This window comes from Providencia sp. (assembly GCF_040396775.1).
Lineage (GTDB): Bacteria > Pseudomonadota > Gammaproteobacteria > Enterobacterales > Enterobacteriaceae > Providencia.
The window spans coordinates 1-16,289 of the sequence record NZ_JBEBNT010000018.1 but is presented as its reverse complement, the minus strand read 5'-3'; the positions used below and the strand labels follow the sequence as shown (position 1 = coordinate 16,289).

16 protein-coding genes are annotated in these 16,289 nt (G+C 44.5%); 4 read left to right on the top strand and 12 right to left on the bottom strand.

Annotated features, from left to right (window positions below):
* Position 1: 1 nt before the first annotated feature.
* From ABWP91_RS16160 to ABWP91_RS16145, 4 genes are all read right to left on the bottom strand, one after another.
* The gene (locus ABWP91_RS16160) at positions 2 to 1,411 is read right to left on the bottom strand and encodes a YfcC family protein (RefSeq protein WP_353244113.1); all 1,410 of its coding nucleotides are present in this window, start codon (positions 1,409 to 1,411) and stop codon (positions 2 to 4) included.
* A 21-nt stretch (positions 1,412 to 1,432) separates the two neighbouring features.
* Positions 1,433 to 2,161, bottom strand: coding sequence for an IclR family transcriptional regulator (locus tag ABWP91_RS16155; protein ID WP_353244112.1), 729 nt, complete (start codon positions 2,159 to 2,161; stop codon positions 1,433 to 1,435).
* A gap of 267 nt (positions 2,162 to 2,428) precedes the next feature.
* On the bottom strand, positions 2,429 to 2,857 hold the full coding sequence (locus ABWP91_RS16150) for a DMT family transporter (protein WP_353244111.1): 429 nt from the start codon (positions 2,855 to 2,857) through the stop codon (positions 2,429 to 2,431).
* Positions 2,858 to 2,862: 5 nt separating this feature from the next.
* Complete coding sequence (locus ABWP91_RS16145) at positions 2,863 to 3,315, bottom strand: DMT family transporter (RefSeq protein WP_353244110.1); 453 nt, start codon at positions 3,313 to 3,315, stop codon at positions 2,863 to 2,865.
* Between the two features lie 116 nt (positions 3,316 to 3,431).
* On the opposite strand from ABWP91_RS16145, the gene ABWP91_RS16140 reads away from it, so the two are divergent.
* Positions 3,432 to 4,343 (top strand): LysR family transcriptional regulator, encoded by a 912-nt coding sequence (locus ABWP91_RS16140; protein ID WP_353244109.1) that lies wholly within the window; start codon positions 3,432 to 3,434, stop codon positions 4,341 to 4,343.
* Positions 4,344 to 4,436: 93 nt separating this feature from the next.
* The gene (locus ABWP91_RS16135; RefSeq protein ID WP_353244108.1) at positions 4,437 to 5,414 is read left to right on the top strand and encodes a Gfo/Idh/MocA family protein; all 978 of its coding nucleotides are present in this window, start codon (positions 4,437 to 4,439) and stop codon (positions 5,412 to 5,414) included.
* 56 nt (positions 5,415 to 5,470) lie between these two features.
* Here ABWP91_RS16135 and ABWP91_RS16130 read toward each other — a convergent pair whose 3' ends face one another.
* Positions 5,471 to 7,114, bottom strand: coding sequence for an alpha-keto acid decarboxylase family protein (locus ABWP91_RS16130; RefSeq protein WP_353244107.1), 1,644 nt, complete (start codon positions 7,112 to 7,114; stop codon positions 5,471 to 5,473).
* Between the two features lie 124 nt (positions 7,115 to 7,238).
* Here ABWP91_RS16130 and ABWP91_RS16125 point away from each other — a divergent pair, with 124 nt between their 5' ends.
* On the top strand, positions 7,239 to 8,129 hold the full coding sequence (locus tag ABWP91_RS16125) for a LysR family transcriptional regulator (RefSeq protein WP_353244106.1): 891 nt from the start codon (positions 7,239 to 7,241) through the stop codon (positions 8,127 to 8,129).
* A 115-nt stretch (positions 8,130 to 8,244) separates the two neighbouring features.
* Positions 8,245 to 8,568, top strand: coding sequence for a hypothetical protein (locus ABWP91_RS16120; protein ID WP_353244105.1), 324 nt, complete (start codon positions 8,245 to 8,247; stop codon positions 8,566 to 8,568).
* A gap of 71 nt (positions 8,569 to 8,639) precedes the next feature.
* On the opposite strand, the gene ABWP91_RS16115 is transcribed toward ABWP91_RS16120, so the two are convergent.
* The 7 genes from ABWP91_RS16115 to ABWP91_RS16085 form a co-directional block, all read right to left on the bottom strand.
* Positions 8,640 to 10,004 (bottom strand): VasL domain-containing protein, encoded by a 1,365-nt coding sequence (locus ABWP91_RS16115; RefSeq protein ID WP_353244104.1) that lies wholly within the window; start codon positions 10,002 to 10,004, stop codon positions 8,640 to 8,642.
* Positions 10,005 to 10,034: 30 nt separating this feature from the next.
* On the bottom strand, positions 10,035 to 10,463 hold the full coding sequence (tssE, locus tag ABWP91_RS16110) for a type VI secretion system baseplate subunit TssE (protein ID WP_353244103.1): 429 nt from the start codon (positions 10,461 to 10,463) through the stop codon (positions 10,035 to 10,037).
* Entirely contained in the window at positions 10,460 to 11,005 is a 546-nt protein-coding gene (gene tssJ, locus ABWP91_RS16105) for a type VI secretion system lipoprotein TssJ (protein ID WP_353244102.1), read from the bottom strand. The genes tssE and tssJ overlap by 4 nt, the downstream gene beginning before the upstream one ends.
* Positions 11,006 to 11,015: 10 nt before the next feature.
* Positions 11,016 to 12,098: a type VI secretion system baseplate subunit TssG gene (tssG, locus tag ABWP91_RS16100; RefSeq protein WP_353244101.1), complete on the bottom strand. Its 1,083-nt coding sequence runs from the start codon at positions 12,096 to 12,098 to the stop codon at positions 11,016 to 11,018.
* Positions 12,062 to 13,825 carry a type VI secretion system baseplate subunit TssF gene (gene tssF / locus ABWP91_RS16095; RefSeq protein ID WP_353244100.1) on the bottom strand — a complete coding sequence of 588 codons (1,764 nt, stop codon included), beginning with the start codon at positions 13,823 to 13,825 and terminating at the stop codon, positions 12,062 to 12,064. The genes tssG and tssF overlap by 37 nt, the downstream gene beginning before the upstream one ends.
* An 18-nt stretch (positions 13,826 to 13,843) precedes the next feature.
* A complete protein-coding gene (tssA, locus tag ABWP91_RS16090; RefSeq protein ID WP_353244099.1) occupies positions 13,844 to 15,463 on the bottom strand; it encodes a type VI secretion system protein TssA in 1,620 nt (539 codons plus the stop codon).
* A 17-nt stretch (positions 15,464 to 15,480) separates the two neighbouring features.
* The coding region (locus ABWP91_RS16085) for a type VI secretion IcmF C-terminal domain-containing protein (protein WP_353244098.1) at positions 15,481 to 16,289 on the bottom strand (809 nt) is incomplete at its 5' end.

Below are 16,289 nucleotides of genomic sequence, written 5' to 3'. Positions count from 1 at the left end.
GCTAATATCCTATGGTGACTGCGATAGTGAGTAAGCCAATACCAACAGCCATAAAAATTAAAAATAGCGGGAAAATATATTTTGCCCAAGTTGTCCAGCTAACACCTGCGGTGGCTAAAAAGATAAGCAACCCACTGGAGGTAGGGGTGATCATATTGGTCAGCCCATTACCCATTAAAAAAGCGAAAACAGTCGTTTGTGGGGAGACGCCTGAAATTTCACCTACAGGGCCTAAAATAGGCATGGTGACAGCGGCTTGCCCTGAAGTCGAAGGGATGGCGACGTCTAATAATAATTGGGAAATAAACATGCTATATGAGGAAACATAAGCCCCATGGTTACCCACTAAACCAACCAGTTGGTGAATAATCGTATCGAGAATTTTCCCTTGGGAAAGAATGATTTCAACAGCGGTTGCAAGCCCGATAAGCACACCTGCAATCAGCACTTTTTTCATTCCGCTGACAAATGCATCTGCTGCTGCGCTGGCTGTTAGGCCACTGCAAAAAGTTAAAACTACGCTTAAAAATAAATAATAAGCGGATAAATCATTATTCTTCCAATGCCAGCGATTAGACGCATAGACTAAAAAAGCCACGCCAATGGCTAGCACGATTAACATTAACTTATGGCGGCTCGTTAGTGCGCTTGACTGGCTATTTTCTTCAACGATATAGCGGGTTAATGTGGTTTTACGGATACTGTAAAAGACAAACAAAATGCCTAAGCTGATAAAAATAAAGTAGGCGGCAACCCGCATGCTTAAACCGCTGAATACGGGCAGACCAACTAGCGGCTGAGCAATGGATAAAGCATATGGGTTAGTAATCGATGCGAGGTAACCCACTTTAACGGCGATGGCAACAATCGCAAGGCCGATAAGTTCATTAAGCCCAACACGTTTCATCAACGCTATCACCATCGGGATCACCAAAAGGTACTCTTTGGCTAACCCCATAAAAGTACTTCCCATGGAGAAAACGATCATTAAAAAAGGGATTAATAAGTAAATATTGCCTCGAGTAACATGCAATAGCCTTTCAAGCCCTGATTCGATTGCCCCAGTTTTATTGAGGATCCCAAACATCCCCCCAATAAACAGCACCATATAAATGAGGGGCGATTGCTTAATGATCCCCTCTGGAATGGCTTTAAATAGTTGGATTAAACTGACGGGAGCCGCTTCATTTTCAGCGGGCTTTTCGGTTCCTAAGATTTGCTCAAAGTTCACTTCTTTAGAAATTGTTTGATAGGAGTCAGGAATGACTTTTTTACCGTCGCGTTCATATTGCCCAGACTCAACAAAATAGGTCATTAAAAAGGCAATAATTACGATGGTTAACATCACTAAAACGGGGTTCATCTGCCAACCTGGCGATGCACTTTGCTTAAGGGGTTGTGTTGTTTGCATGGTGTAGTCTCTTTTATTGGTTTAATTATTAGGGATAAAACCGAGTTGCCTCGAGATACGTAAAGCGGACTGAAGAAGTTGTTCTGTCATTTCTTTTTCTTTTTCATCAGAAAAACGGCTAAGAGGTAGGCTGATGCTGAGTGCTGCAATGCAATCCCCATTTTGCGTAAAAATCGGAGCTGCAATTGCACCAATTCCGGCTGTTAATTCCCCACGCGTAATGGCAAAGCCCCGAGAATGTATATCTGCGAGTGTTTGGGAAAGAGAAGGGTTTTTTATCGTAAACTGGGATTGCACATCTAAGGGTGAATAGGCAAGTAAGACCCTTCCTGAGGCACCTGAACCGAGGGCACGACGATTACCCGCTTCACTACGAACTTGGAGTGATTGCCCTGATGGTTTATGTAAAACCTGAAGCACTTCATCGTTATCGCGTATACGCAGCTGAATGTTTTCATCAAAGCGTTGACGCAGCTGTTCTGCTTCAATGTCAGCCACTTGGATATAGTCAATTTGTTGACGTGCGCAATTGCCTAAGCTTAATAATTGATGCCCTAAATGATAGGTGACGGGGCTTTCATTTTTCTGCACAAAATGTCGGTTTTCTAATGTGCAGAGTAAACGGTAGACCTTAGATTTGTTCATACCGGATAAACGCGCGAGTTCGCTTAACCCAAGGTTATTTTTCTCACCTAATAACATTAGGATCAAAAGGGCATCATCAACAGCCGTCACAATATTATCTTTCATGCTAACCTCAATCGGTTTATACAGTAAACCACTGGTTTATATAATAAAATTAGCATGGAGAATAACAAAAAAGGATTCAAGGGAGTTGTTAATAAATTGTGAGGTGAGTAAGGGTTTTTAAAATGAAATTTATACCGAAACTAGGAAGTATAGTGATGTATTTTTAAATAAAACAATAAGTTAATTTCACTTGGAATAGAAAGGCAATTTAAGGGCGGTTCGAGAGAATAAAATATGTCTGATGACCAAATCGCCCCAAAATACCCGTTATCTGGTTCGCCTAGTAAAATTGATCATGGCGCCTGCGATAATCAACGTGACACCAATTAATTGCAAATAGGCATTTTGGCTTTGTATTCCATTAACCATATCTATTACTAAGCTTGATATCATTTGGCCGCAAATGGCGAGTACAGATGTTAACATCACCCCTAAAAGTGGCAAAACATAGCTATTGATGACGACAAAAAAGGCGCCGATTATCCCTCCAACGAAGGCAATTATCGGAATATCGTTAAGGTTACATTGATATTGGTTTAGGCTTAATACAATGACCGTTAAGAATAAAAAGCCAATTACGTGATTAATTAAAGCGCTATAGAACGCATTGTGGTGCTGAGCGAGTTTGCCGTTGAGTGTTCGACTCGTCACGATGCACACACCATTGAATAACGCGATGAAAATATAGAGTGTCATTTTGATTATTTCCCAATAATTAACAAGCTACTACCACTAATTAATAACACGCACATTAGAAGATCCTGCTGCGTAATTTTGCGCTTTGTTACGCCAAACCAGCCAAAAGCATCCACCAATAAACTGAACAATATTTGCCCTGTGATCATTAAAATAATGCTGCCAGAGAGTGAAAGGGGGCTGTTCACCGTAATTGCAGCAAGCAATACCGTAAAGCCACCCGGGATCCCCCCGAGGTACCACAGTATTTTGCCTTTTGTTGCTGGAGCTTTGGGTTTTCGCTTTTTTACGGAAAACAGATAAATGATCAATGAAAATAGTGAGCCGATAGCATGGGTGATCCATGAAGCGGTTAGTGGCGAGGTAAAAAGCGATAAATAGCTGTTTGCCATAATCATTAAAGATAATAAAACGCCAGAGGTTAATGCCATTAACGATAAAATATACTTATTATTCATGATGATAAGACTTATGAAATTGAGTTGTGTTTCTATGGCGATAAGGTATTCTGTTTTTAGTTCCGCATCAAGAAAACACACTGTTTGCTTTTGGTTGACAATAAATGGGTTTATCAATGGATAATATGAATGCGTTTCCTATTTTGATTGCAGTTGCGGATGCTTTAAGCCTGACAAAAGCAGCAAGTTCATTGAATATGACAAAATCAGGAATTAGCAAAGCTATCAAAGAGGTTGAGGATGCATTAGGCATTAAATTGTTTCACCGAACCACCCGAACGGTGAGTTTAACGGAGGCAGGGGAAGCCTACATCAGCTATATTCGCCAGTCATACCAATTGGCCATAATGGCAAAGGATGTCGCATCACAATTTAGCGATAAAACAACGGGGACATTACGAATTTCTGCACCGATGTCATTTGGTACATTGCACCTTGCAAAAATGCTTCCGCTGTTTATGAACCTATACCCCGAACTTAACGTTGAATTATTTTTTGATGACAAAGTGACGGATTTGATTGCCGATGGATATGATATCGCTGTGCGTATTGGTGAGCTGCCTGACTCTTCTCTTATAGCGCGTGAATTATCCCCTTGCACCAGTGGTTTATATGCATCAAAAGGCTATTTAGCGCGGTTTGGTACGCCAAACAAAGTGGCGGATTTACGTGAACACAATTGCATGTCTTATTCATTTTATCAAGCAGGGCAAGAGTGGGTATTTTACCAAAAAGGTAAAAAATTTAGCCATATACCGAAAGGCTCGTTTCGGGTAAACAATAGCCAAGCTTTAATTCAAGCGGTGAAAGCCGATATTGGGATAGCGCTGTTGCCGCATTTTATTACGATGATTGATGGTGATGATGAGCTGGTTCCATTACTCACGAATTACCAATTACCCAATCATTATATTTATGCAGTTTATCCCGAAAAAGAATATTTACCCCGCAAAATTAAAGTATTTATTGATTTTTTACAGGCTCAGTTTGCACAGGGCAGTGAATACCAGCAGCGTATTAAAAGTTAAGCTGATAGAAAGTGAGTATTCATTGATTGTCTGCTCATGTATTGCTATTAATGAGCAAACAAATATTGGCTTTCTTTGCGATAGGTAAAATAAATGAAACTTGCACTCATTGGCTCAGGCAAAATAATCATGATGGCGCTAGATGCGCTAAAAACAATGCAAGGCATTGAATTAGTGGCGTTGTGTGTTAGGCCAGAAAGTGTCGAAAAAGGTGAAATACTTCGCCAGCAGTTTGGTATTGCGAAACTTTACACCGATTATCATTCATTATTACAAGACGATGAAGTCGAAACGGTTTATATCGGATTACCAAACCATTTGCATTACCAATATACCCAGCAAGCACTGATGGCGAATAAGCACGTTATTTGTGAAAAACCGTTTACGCCGCACTGGGAACAGCTGCAAGCATTAATTTTATTATCTCAGGAGAAACAACGCTTTTTATTTGAAGCGATTACCTCAATTCATACACCTGAATTTGCAGTTATTAAACAAAATATCGGTAAAATCGGCGAAATAAAGGCTATTCAAGGTAATTACTCACAATATTCGAGCCGTTATAATGATTATCTACAAGGGCGTGTTCATGGTGCATTTGACCCAAAGCAAGCGGGCGGGGCGCTATATGATATAAACCTCTATAACATTTATTTATTGGCCGCATTAATGGGGAAACCAGAGAGCAGTCAGTATATTTGCAATAAAGGGTTTAATGGCATTGATACGTCGGGGATATTCACTGCGCAGTATGCGACGGCAACAGCGTCTTGCGTGGGGGCAAAAGACTCCGCCAGTCCCGGTTTTTTCATTATTCAAGGAACAAAAGGCTATATCCAAATTCAGGGGGCACCGAGCCTTTGCTTGAACGTGGAAGTGTGCATCGAAGGTGAAACATCCACCGTGATCCGCGATGAGTCTATCAACCATATGATTTATGAGTTTGCCTATTTTCGTGATCAAATCGCTTCGAAAAATCGCCAGCAAAGTGATGAATTATTGGCATTAGCATTAAGCGTGTCTAAAATTCTCACCGAAGCACGCGAAAATGTCGGTTTAGTATTTGAATAATGGATAAAAATTGGCAGTTTGGTGATAAGAGAAGCAAGCTGCCAATTCCTGTATATTTAAAATGAATACAATGAACTCACCGATTCACCAAGCTTTTTCGCCAATTCAGAAGATGCATACCTGTCCATCACCACTTCAATATAAGCTGCATTATCAGACGATTGGGCCGCGTTAATCGCAGCGTCAAGCTCATCACAGCTGCTGACTCGTTGGCAATACCAATCTTCGCAGCCTAATGCATGGGGTAATTGAGCATAATTCCATTGCGGTAAATCGTTGTAATAGGTTTCAGGATCTTTGCAAAGTAACCTTTCGATTAAATAGCCATCATTATTAAGCACAAAAATAATGGGTTTTAAGTTAAAACGGGCAAATTGGCAGATCTCTTGTGCAGTCAGTTGATGTGAACCTTCTCCAGTAACCAGAATGATGCGCCGATTAGGTGCTGCTAAGGCGGCACCAAAAGCGGCGGGTGTCGCCCAACCAATTGAACCCCATAAGGTTTGGTTATGAAACTGGGCATTTTTAGGCAGTAAAGCAAAACCTAAGCCCATTGATGCCGTACCTGTTTCTGCGATGATGATATCGTCTTCACGGAACAGGTTTTCGAGGCGAGGATAAAGATATTCGGCCGTAATTTTACCGTGTTCGTTTTGAATGGGAGCGCCTAATCCCTCGGCTTGGATTACCGTATGATTCAGCGCGGGCGCAAGCTTATTTAACTGATTAAGTACATCTTTCATATAGACTTGTGGATAAACCGCGGAGCCAACAATAACGCGGTCTGACAGAATATTAATACGGTTTTTACTGTTTATTTTTGCGGTGAAACTGCCAGAGTTAAAATCAGTTAATACCGCGCCAATACCGATTAAACAGTCACAACTTTCGACAAAATCGGCGACTTTAGGGTTCATTAAGTGCCCATTATACAGCCCAACATAGGTTGGGTTGGACTCGCTCAAAATGCCCTTATCCATAAACATGGTAGTGTAAGGTAACCCTGTTTTATCAATCAGTGTTTGTACTTGCGGTGCAAGGCCTAAGCGTGCGGTTAATATTCCCGGAACAAAACAGGCTTGGGTGGATGCGTTTAATTTCTCTAAGATAGCCGTTACCGCCGCAGACAGGGATTCACTATTACTTTTAGGAATAGCGGGTTTGTCCACATTTTTATCTGCCATAACGGGCATAATGGCATAGTCAGAAGGGAAGCCTAAGTAGACAGGGCGACGTTCTTGTAACGCGGTTGTAATTAAACGTTCAGTTTCAGCGATGCAGTTTTCAGGCGTTAAAATCGCGTGGGCACAGCTTAAATGCTGGCTCATTTGGTAAAATACATCAAAATCGCCATTTCCCAATGTATGGTGAACTAATCGATGATTTTTTTGCACACCACTTGCAGGCATGCCAACTAAATGAAAAATAGGCAAATGCTCAGCATAAGCACCTGCGATGCCATTTAAGGCACTTAATTCCCCAACGCCAAAGGTGGTGGAAAGAGCCGCAACACCTTTTATACGCGCATAGCCATCAGCGGCGTATGACGCATTGAGTTCATTGCAATTACCAATCCAGCGCATCGATTTATTTTCACAGACCGCGTCTTCAATTGGGAACGCGTAATCCCCAGCAACGCCAAAAACATCGTTGATACCGATTTCTTGTAAGCGATTTAAAACATATTCGATGACAGTCATTATATTGACTCCTATTAATCACATTAGATGATAATGTTGTTTAATATTATTTTTAGCGTATATATTTCTTAATAGGAAATCATTTATAATCATTCTAGCTATAACTAAAAATTATGGGTGAGGTATGGATATTCGTTCGTTACGCTATTTTGTTGAGGTTATTCAGCACAATGGGTTTAGTCGCGCGGCAGAACAATTGTTTGTCACCCAACCTGCCATTAGCCGCAGTATTAAAAAGCTAGAGGATGAGCTGGGTTATACCTTGCTAATCAGGGAGAACGATGGCGTCAGGTTGACGGATGAAGGGCGGATTTTGTTGGCTCACGCAAAGCAAATTTTGGCGCAATTTAAAAGTATGGAACAGGCATTAAAAGAAAAATCAGGGCCATTAACGGGGGTCTTACCTGTTGGACTACCCCCTGTGATTGCATCGACTTATTTTGCCGATATCATTATGGCATTCAGCCAACGTTACCCCCAAGTGGAACTAAAAATCCTTGAGTTAGGAACAAGGAAAATGCGTGATGCCATGTTAAACGGTGAGGTAGAAACTGCGGCTGTGATGCTCCCATTTGATGATGACCGTTTCGATTTGCATATTTTTTCAACCGACCGACTAATGCTATTAGTCAATGAGCAACATCCTTTAGCAAAACGGGATTACGTGAAGTTTGTTGAACTCGTCAAAGAGCCATTTATCTTCTTTTCTGATGATTTCCTGATTAATGAGCTTGTTATTAGTGCCTGTGGGATTTATGGCTATAAGCCCGTAATTTCAGGGCGCAGTAGCCACCTTGATTTAGTCACCGCGATGGTGAGGGCTGGCGTCGGGATAACATTGCTTCCAGATAGCATGTGGCGTAAAACGAGTTTGGCGGGGTTATCGATTATCCCTGTGATTGAGCCGATACTTGCATATGACTTAGCCTTAGCCACGCTGAAAAATAACCGGCAGAGCCGCCGTGCAAAAGCATGGCATGATCTTGCATTAAGCATGTTAAAAGAGAACGAATGATAACGTTATATTATGATAAGCCTATTTTATTTAAGAGTTATCCGCGGGTGATTTACGCATATTTTGCGTATAAAGTGCACTAAAAATAACACATTAAATCATGAGAGATGGGCAGATGGCATATTGGAAAGCAGGTAGCGTACCCGAGTTAAAAGGCTTAGAAAGCAAAGAACAAAAACAATTGTTTAAGCAATGTTTAAAAGAGGGTAAAACCCGCCTTGGAGCAAGATATTGGTACTTAAATGGCCTAGTCATACTCCTGTGTATTGCCCTTGGATTTCTATTATTTGCGTTTGAATTATATATCGGTGGTTTTTTAGGTGGCATGATAATTGGCGGGGGAATTGGCTTGCTGTTTGTATTCATTGTGCAAACACCAACGGTTGAAGCTGGGCGAGCTTGGTTACAAGAGCAGGGTTATCCAAAAGCGGAACAGTAACCTTGTTTGAGAAAAAATGGGCTTTTAATGCAATAAAAGCCCAGAGAAATTGCCGCAATAATGTATTTTGATTAGCCTCCTTGCGGATGGCGCAATAACGTATAGCGATAGAGCAGCTGCTTGAAATGATTATCAATCCGTTGGTATTCTGACTCTGCGACGGTCCCTTGGGCTTGCAATGCCTCCAAACGCCTTAACTCCTCTTCTAACGGCATGCCTTGGTTAAAATATTGTCGCGCATTAAAAATAATCGTTTTGAGCTCAGAGCCAGTAATGTAGCTACGGGGTTTGCCGTCTAAACTATCGAGACGAATACTCAACTTATTGAGCTGTTCCATTCCTTGTGCCCATTGATTTAGCTGAGTTTGGGGTAAGGCGTTAGTCTGAATCGTTTGCTGCCATTTATCATTGAAAGAGCTGACGTTGGCTTGTTCACTGTATTGGTCAGCTAAATAATTCACCATATTTAGGCCATATTGTTGCGCCCAAATGGGGGAAAGCGCCCCTAACTCCACCAAATAGCTATCAATAACATTGAGTTTATCGTTGGTAACCTCGGGGCTCTGGGTGAAATTGGGGTGTAGCTGTTGGTCTAATAAAGCGGCAATATCAGGGGTGAATTCTGCAAGTTTAGGGAAAACTTGCGCCATTTCCTGTGAATTGTTCCATGGTGATAATGTATAAAAAACCGCGGCAGATGAAACGCCTGTTATCAGCACGCCGACAAAAAAGCCGATACCAATGCCACGGCGAAAAGAAGGGGGTGCCGATTGCTTCGTCGGTTCAACTTTCGAAGAGAAGGTGGCGTTTGCTTTGATAGCAATCGGCGCGGCTGCTGTGCGTGCGTGAAATGTAGACGGCGCTGTTTTTGGGATATGTAACGGGGTAGAGGGGATAAAGCCGTTTTCAGGCGCATCCGTACTCTCTAAATTGCGGGCTTGGTTGGTGAGCAAATTGTGCAGTTTATCGAGTTGAGTGAGGTGTTTTAATTCTAATGCTTGCAGCTGTTGTTCAATCTTACTTAATGCAGACTCAGCGTGGTACAACGCAGGTAAATCCGCATAAACAGGGGTATTCCCCCGTAACCCAGCAACTAACTGTTGGCTTAAAACCGATAAAATCTCAACGCGTGCGTGGGTTTGTAGCGGCCATAAAGTTTGCCAGTGTTGGGCAAGCAAGTGTTGCAATAGCGCTAACCCTTCACTGAGCCCAGCCATTCCAGATTGGTGCTGGCGGATTAGCGTAAACCATGCCGCAGTTTGTAGGTCGGCACCGTTTTGGCTAAATAACGACAGGCATAACCCATGGGCCCTCGCCCAATCAATATCGGGGCGAGCAGGGTGGAAACGCTTGTTTAATTCATCTTTTAAGGCGGAAAAATCGCTCAGAGTTCGCGGGTCTCCCCCTACATTTAAGGCAGTTAAATCAGAATTCATAGTCACCCCAAAAATCAGTCTTCAAGAAAATTAAATTTGGCTAAATTGTTTTTTTAAATGATGAAGTACAATACGACCGTCAGGAACAAACTCTGTGCCATAACGTATTAGCCCCTGTTGATGCAGTTCTACATCAAGGGTGTAACGCAACGAGCCAAAGGTTTCTTGTGGTAATAACGCCAGTGAGAGCGTTTTAATGCGCGGTTCATATTTCAGGAGCGTAGTGGATAAAACGTCCATAATATTGTGTGCAGTACCGGGGAGGCCTTGGATCATCTTACTCATATCGGGTAAGCCATAATCGGGTAAATGGCGAATACTGCCAGCTCGTGAATTTAAGATGCGCCGAATATTTTCCATGACGGAGATAATAACTTGTTCGTTGGTATCCACCGTATCAATAGGTAATCCCCCCGAAAAATACCCCGTCAGCATTTCGTACAGCGACGGTTGGCTCATAGCTTATAGTTTCCTAATGGGTTTAAGGTCATGCTTTGCTCGGTGAGCACTAACCGGCGCGGGTCATCAGGTAATAGACGTTTTTTCGGGATCACCACGCGCCAGTCATCGGTAATTTTATCTGGGTTATTAAACATGGCTGCAATGGCGACAAATTCGGCACCTTCTTCCATTGGCATATCGACGGCAATGGATTCACCGGGGCGAATACGAATGTCTTTTTGCGCTACAAGAGAACTCTTTAAGATTTCACTGTCTCTATCAAACAAGGTTTCGTAATCACTGTTATCGAAACTATCCGCATTTTTTAGTTGGTAAATCCGGATGACCGTAGATAGCGAAGCTCCATTGTCGTCGGTATTTAGCGCATCACGCGCCACAAAATCCAAATGAACCACTTTAACTTGCTTATAAAAAATGGATTTTGCAACGTTACTTGTGCCATCACTGACCATTTGAGTTAGCCCACATCCCGTTAAGCCGAAAGAAGCCGCTAACAAAATTGAAATACCTGTAGAGGTTAAAAAGCGATTATTTTTCATTGAATTACTCTTATTGTTGAAATCGATAATTGGCATAGTCTTGATGCTGTTGGTGCGCGAAATGGGGCGGTAGGCGCTGATAAATCCCTAACCCGATGGTGACATCGGGGGGAGTACGTTGCGTTGATGCCTGTTTTCTCATAACCGCGGTACGTCCCAGCTGGGCACCTTGATGGGGTTTGGCATTGAGCGTCGCATCAGGCAACAAGTCGCGAGGCAGCGTTAAATTCAAGCGGGCATTCACTCGTGCGCCAAGGTAAACATGCAGCAATGCCATCAGGTCTTGGTAGAGGTTGCCATCGGGTAACCAATCCCGCGCCTCATTAAGATCGCGGGTATAGAGTTGGATCAGTATTTGGCTATTAACATCAAAGGCATATTGGCCTAACACGGGTTTATTACGCAGTGAAATCGGCTGCTGGCAAGACAGCGAGGTACTAGAGGCTAATTCAATTCTGCGTGGGTCATGGGGCTTGATTTTCACCTGCGTATGGGGGGCGAGTAGCTGAACTAACGAAATCACCCCTTCCGCAGTGCGGTTGGGTAAACGCATGGTGCCTAATAAGGCTAAAAAGCGCGATAATGGCGTTTGTACGTGTTCAGCGCAACCGGGGATCCCCAACCCAATCAAGCCATACAAATATTGTGACGTTTCATCTTTTCCGCCCGCTTCATAGGTTGCGGGGTAAGAGTATTTACGCCAAATTCGGTAAAACTGTGTAGTAAGACGATGGTTAAAAATATCTAAAAAGTCAGTCAGCGCCTGAGTACCATCACGATGTTGGGCGATATCATCCAAATAAGCGGTGGGTAATGGCGAGGTCACGCCATACAACCCTAAAAAGGTGGTACGAATACTGGGGGTGTTGCTATTTCGGTAATTGTCATCCTTGTCGACTCCCTTGATTTCTGTAACAGGGAAGCCCATACCACGGTGCGGTCGAAAGCGGATTGGGTCAGTTTTCGGATCTTGTGTACTGCCTAGTGTAGAGGGGGCAACCAGCTGGCAAAAACGATAAAAGTTGATAGCGGGCAGGTTCTCACCTAATGCCTCGATTACCGCAGCAGCTGAGGCGCTTGGTTTTCTGTCCATTGTAAGCGTTGTCCTGTCGGTAAAATGTGGAGAGTCAGTTGGTTAAATAAATGCACGTCGGTATACAACTCAAAGAAGCGATTGAGTAATTCACCAAATAAATGAATATCGCCTTCACCATTGAAGCCATTGCTATCAAGGGTAATATTGATGGCAATCCCGCGTTGTAAAAACCCTTTTTTAAAGCGTTCGATAAGCTGATGTTCAACCTGAACAATGGCGTCCAATTGGCGCTTGTTCATGTCATCATCGCTCCAGTCATAAAGGGCAAGCGTGCCACGTAGCACTTCTGCGTTATCCATCATATTTAAAAAGCTTGCCCCAAGGTGGCTAAGCACTCGCCAATGAAAACGGTCTTCAACCGGGGGGTAGCAAGGTAATGTTGGTTTGCAAAGATTACGCACGCTAACGGGTACTTGTAGGTTTCCTTCGGTTCTATCCAATAATGTGCTTTGTAATGATTTGCGTGGTAATTGGCCATTAGTGCCGGTTATTTGCAGGGAAAGCGTTTGTTTTTCATGCAATTTTTTTACATCGTGATCTTCCCCGCCTAAAATTAACCATGTATTGTGCAACCCTGTGACGCCGCGCTTCACACGGGTGTGAAAATAGTGCGTCGGGGCAGTGTGGCGCAGCATCCCGCCGCGGTGACGGAAACTAGTGAAAGGCACATAATGGACGTCTTGACCGCTAAGAATACCCTGCACCGTATCAACAGAATAGATTTCGGTATAGCCGTCCTGTAATCGCTTAGGCTGCAAAAGATATTCGCTTTCTAACCCATTGACGGTTAAGGGGTCGGCTTCCATATTAAATAAGTTGACCACCGGAACGCAGTTCATTTTGATATTGTCAGTGTTCAGGGTTAAATCGCTGTCCCATTTTGAGTTCAGCACGATATCTAGCTCGAACTCAAGAGTGCCCGCAGGGAGCGTCATCTCGTTAAGCCCATGTAAATCGACAAATAAAAATTTTTGGCGAAAGGTAAAATATTCCAATAACAGCTGATAGCCGCTAAACGTCGTACCGCCTTTGGGCCATAAATGGTCGTCTGCCGCAAACCCGCCAGGTGAAAACCATAGTGGCAGGGTGATACGGTCTGCGGATTGCGGAAGCTTCAAATAAGTGGCATAGATTTGCTTTGTGAATGCAAGATGCAAGGCATAAGCGGTAGGGATATCACCAGCGAGGTAAAATGACAGTGCGCTCAGGTCGATTTGACGCCAATCAACGAGTTTGCTGCATTCAAATTTTAAGTGGATCACCGACAGGCCATTCGGTTCAGTGCCTAAACTCACATTGGTTAAGCTAATAGGTGCTAATTTCAGCTCCCTTGTTGTGCGGTAGCGGCACACGGTTTTTTGTGGGCCGATAGGGCGTGAAAGCACTTCAAAATGCGCAGGGATATGGCTGTTCATACTGACGTTGTCGAGGGCCGGAGTCAGCTCAACAACGGAAAGTGACGGTACAGTTTTCAGGTAATGGGGCCACAATAAGCTGACCAGCCCTTCGGTGAGCTCAGGTAAGTCATCATCAATTTTTTGGCGTAGCTGCCCCATTGAAAAGGCAAAACCCTCAAATAACCGTTCCACAAACGGGTCAGGGGTGCCCACTTTGTCTAAATCGAGCATCGCCGCTCTGTCTGGGTGTGCTTGCGCAAATTCTTTAGCGGCTTCCCGTAAGTAGCGCATTTCTGCATCGTAATAACGCAGGGTCAAATCATCCATTCTTCAATCTCTTTTTTATTAGGGGTACAAAACCAGTGCGCGAACAGGGTCAAGGCGGGTGAGCTCTGCTAATAACTGGCTCATTTGCTGGTTTAAGGCTGTTTTATCCGCGCTATTGCGTTGGGCTTTGCTGCGCAATAAGTGTAATTGGCGGGCTTTTATCTCAAAAATATACTGCGGTTCCCAATGGGCTAATGGCATGTGCTCGGCTTGTTGGTCGAGCTCTTGCAACACATTAAGGGCAAGCTCATGGCGGGAAAATTGCTCAGCTACCCGTGCCATCACTAATTGTAATAACCACTTTTGCCGAGGGGTGCGAATATCAGAGCGGTTCATCAACCACCCTAAGGCTTTTTCGATACCTTGGTTATCGGCTTGGGTTAACGCTTCTTGCTCAAGGGCTAAAATCGACTCTTGGTCAGCTTGTGGCGCATGGTCGGTGGGCATGCTATGCAGCGAGTGGATGTTTTCTTCAAATACCTGCTGTTTAATCCAATTGAGGGTGACATCATCCGCAAAAGGGGTGCCATCTTCCCACGCAAGCGCTTCTAACCCGGGTAAGCGTGTTAAAAACAATTTAAGATCTGCCACAATCACGTCAGCCCAGCCATCCCAAGGCGCAGGGGATTTGCTTAAGGCTTGGTAAAGGTACCACTGCACATCTAACCAAAAATGGTTAACACCTTCAGTAAACAAACGGTCGGCTTGTTCCGCTAACTCAATCCAATTTTGTTGCAGATACAAGCGTTTTAATTGTGCTCTGGCCTCTGAGCGTGGGGGGGCTAAGCGGGTGCAACCTTGCTGACTTTGCGGTGGGGCTTGGTGCAGAGTATCCCAACGAACCGCTTTCATTAAGCGATGCCCAGATAACCAACCATTGGGCTGGTTTCGCAGGTAAGTGGCCAATATTTTGGCTTGGTCGAGCAACTCGCGCCCTGATTGCACAGGGGCTAGAGCACTGCTCGATGCATTGACTGTGGTGGTATGGGCACTGCGTGACTCGTCAGAGCTACGAATATTTTGCGGTACCACACTGTTTGCGCCCCCCGATTGGGCGAGCCGTTTTTCAAGGGCTTTTAACAATGAAGCCAATTGAGGTCGGCTTGCTTCATCCCATGTCGAAAATGCATTCACTAGCGCACTTAATAGGGCGATAATGCGGGTGAACTCTTGTTGGTCGACCTCAGGGTAAAGGGACAGACTATCCAGAACACGTTGCCCTGCTAACCATTCAATTGCCGATTTACGGCTATTGGGGCGAGCAGGAAGTAAGCTTTCTTGGTAGCGAGAAACTAACCCCGCCATTAGCCCTAATGCATCGGCAAAGCCAGATTCCCCTTCTTTGTGTAAGCGCGCCCAAACATAATAAGTGACAACGCGCAGGTCTTTACACTCGGTGGTCAACAGCTTTTCAGCGAGCGTACAAATCAGGTTGGTATCTGCGCCAGAAAGTTTATTCACTTCCTCACGCATAATTTCAAAGTCATCATTGTAGCCGGGGTCTTCCCCAACGGGGGAATCAGGGGTAATTGGCAGCAACCAACGCTCCCAAAGCGCAATTTGTTGTTGCTCTAACTGTTTGGCCTTTTCGAGATCTTCCGCAAAGCAAACGGCACGTAACGAAGTGAGTAGTGGCATGATATTTTCCTAAGCAACTAATCCAAAAAGATTTTTCTAGGCAGCACAAAATTACGCAGGGTTAACAGCGCAAGGGGGCCTTCCCCCATTTCGGTGCGCAGCATAAAGGGCAGGGTATTGCCGTTCTTAGTTTGCCACGACACGGTATAACTGCTGGTGGTGCCTGCATACGGAGCGACTTGGGCGCTTTCCAATAAACGGATCACCCCCCACACGCCGCGGTGGTCTGCCAGTAAACGGGTGCCTGAGGTGGTGCTCATCCAGCGCAGTGACGCACCGGAGGCGATGGTATCCCCTGGCCACACAAAGCGTTGCCACTCGGGGAATTGGTTGTCGTAGGTCAGCGTCTGTTTATCAATCACCAAAATGGTTTGCATCACATCACGGCTGGTGGAGGGGCGAATTTCAAAGTACAGGCGCGCTTCCCCGTTGGCGAACGCCACATCCCCCAAATGGCTTAAGGTATCTAACGCCTTGAGGAACTCAGGGTTAAAGCGCAGCCCTTGGGCGGTGGTGTTGTTAGGTACCCAGCGGTTGCCCTCTTTACGTAACACCCCGTTAAGGCGGGTTTCTAAAAAGCGCTGAATGCGGCCATTATCGGGGCGTAAATATTGCGCCATCAACGGCAGTGAGATTTCGCTCTGGGTATTTTTTAGCGGGTAGCGCCCACCAAACGCGGCGTTCCACTCGTTGACGATGGCATTTTGCCATTCGGCGTTGATGCCCTCGGCGGTCGGGGTAAGCAGTTGCTCCCACGCTTGGTTCATCGGTTGCACCAACAGGGTTTCGCCAAAGCCGCTCCACTCTTGCCCAAGGCTGGCGGCGA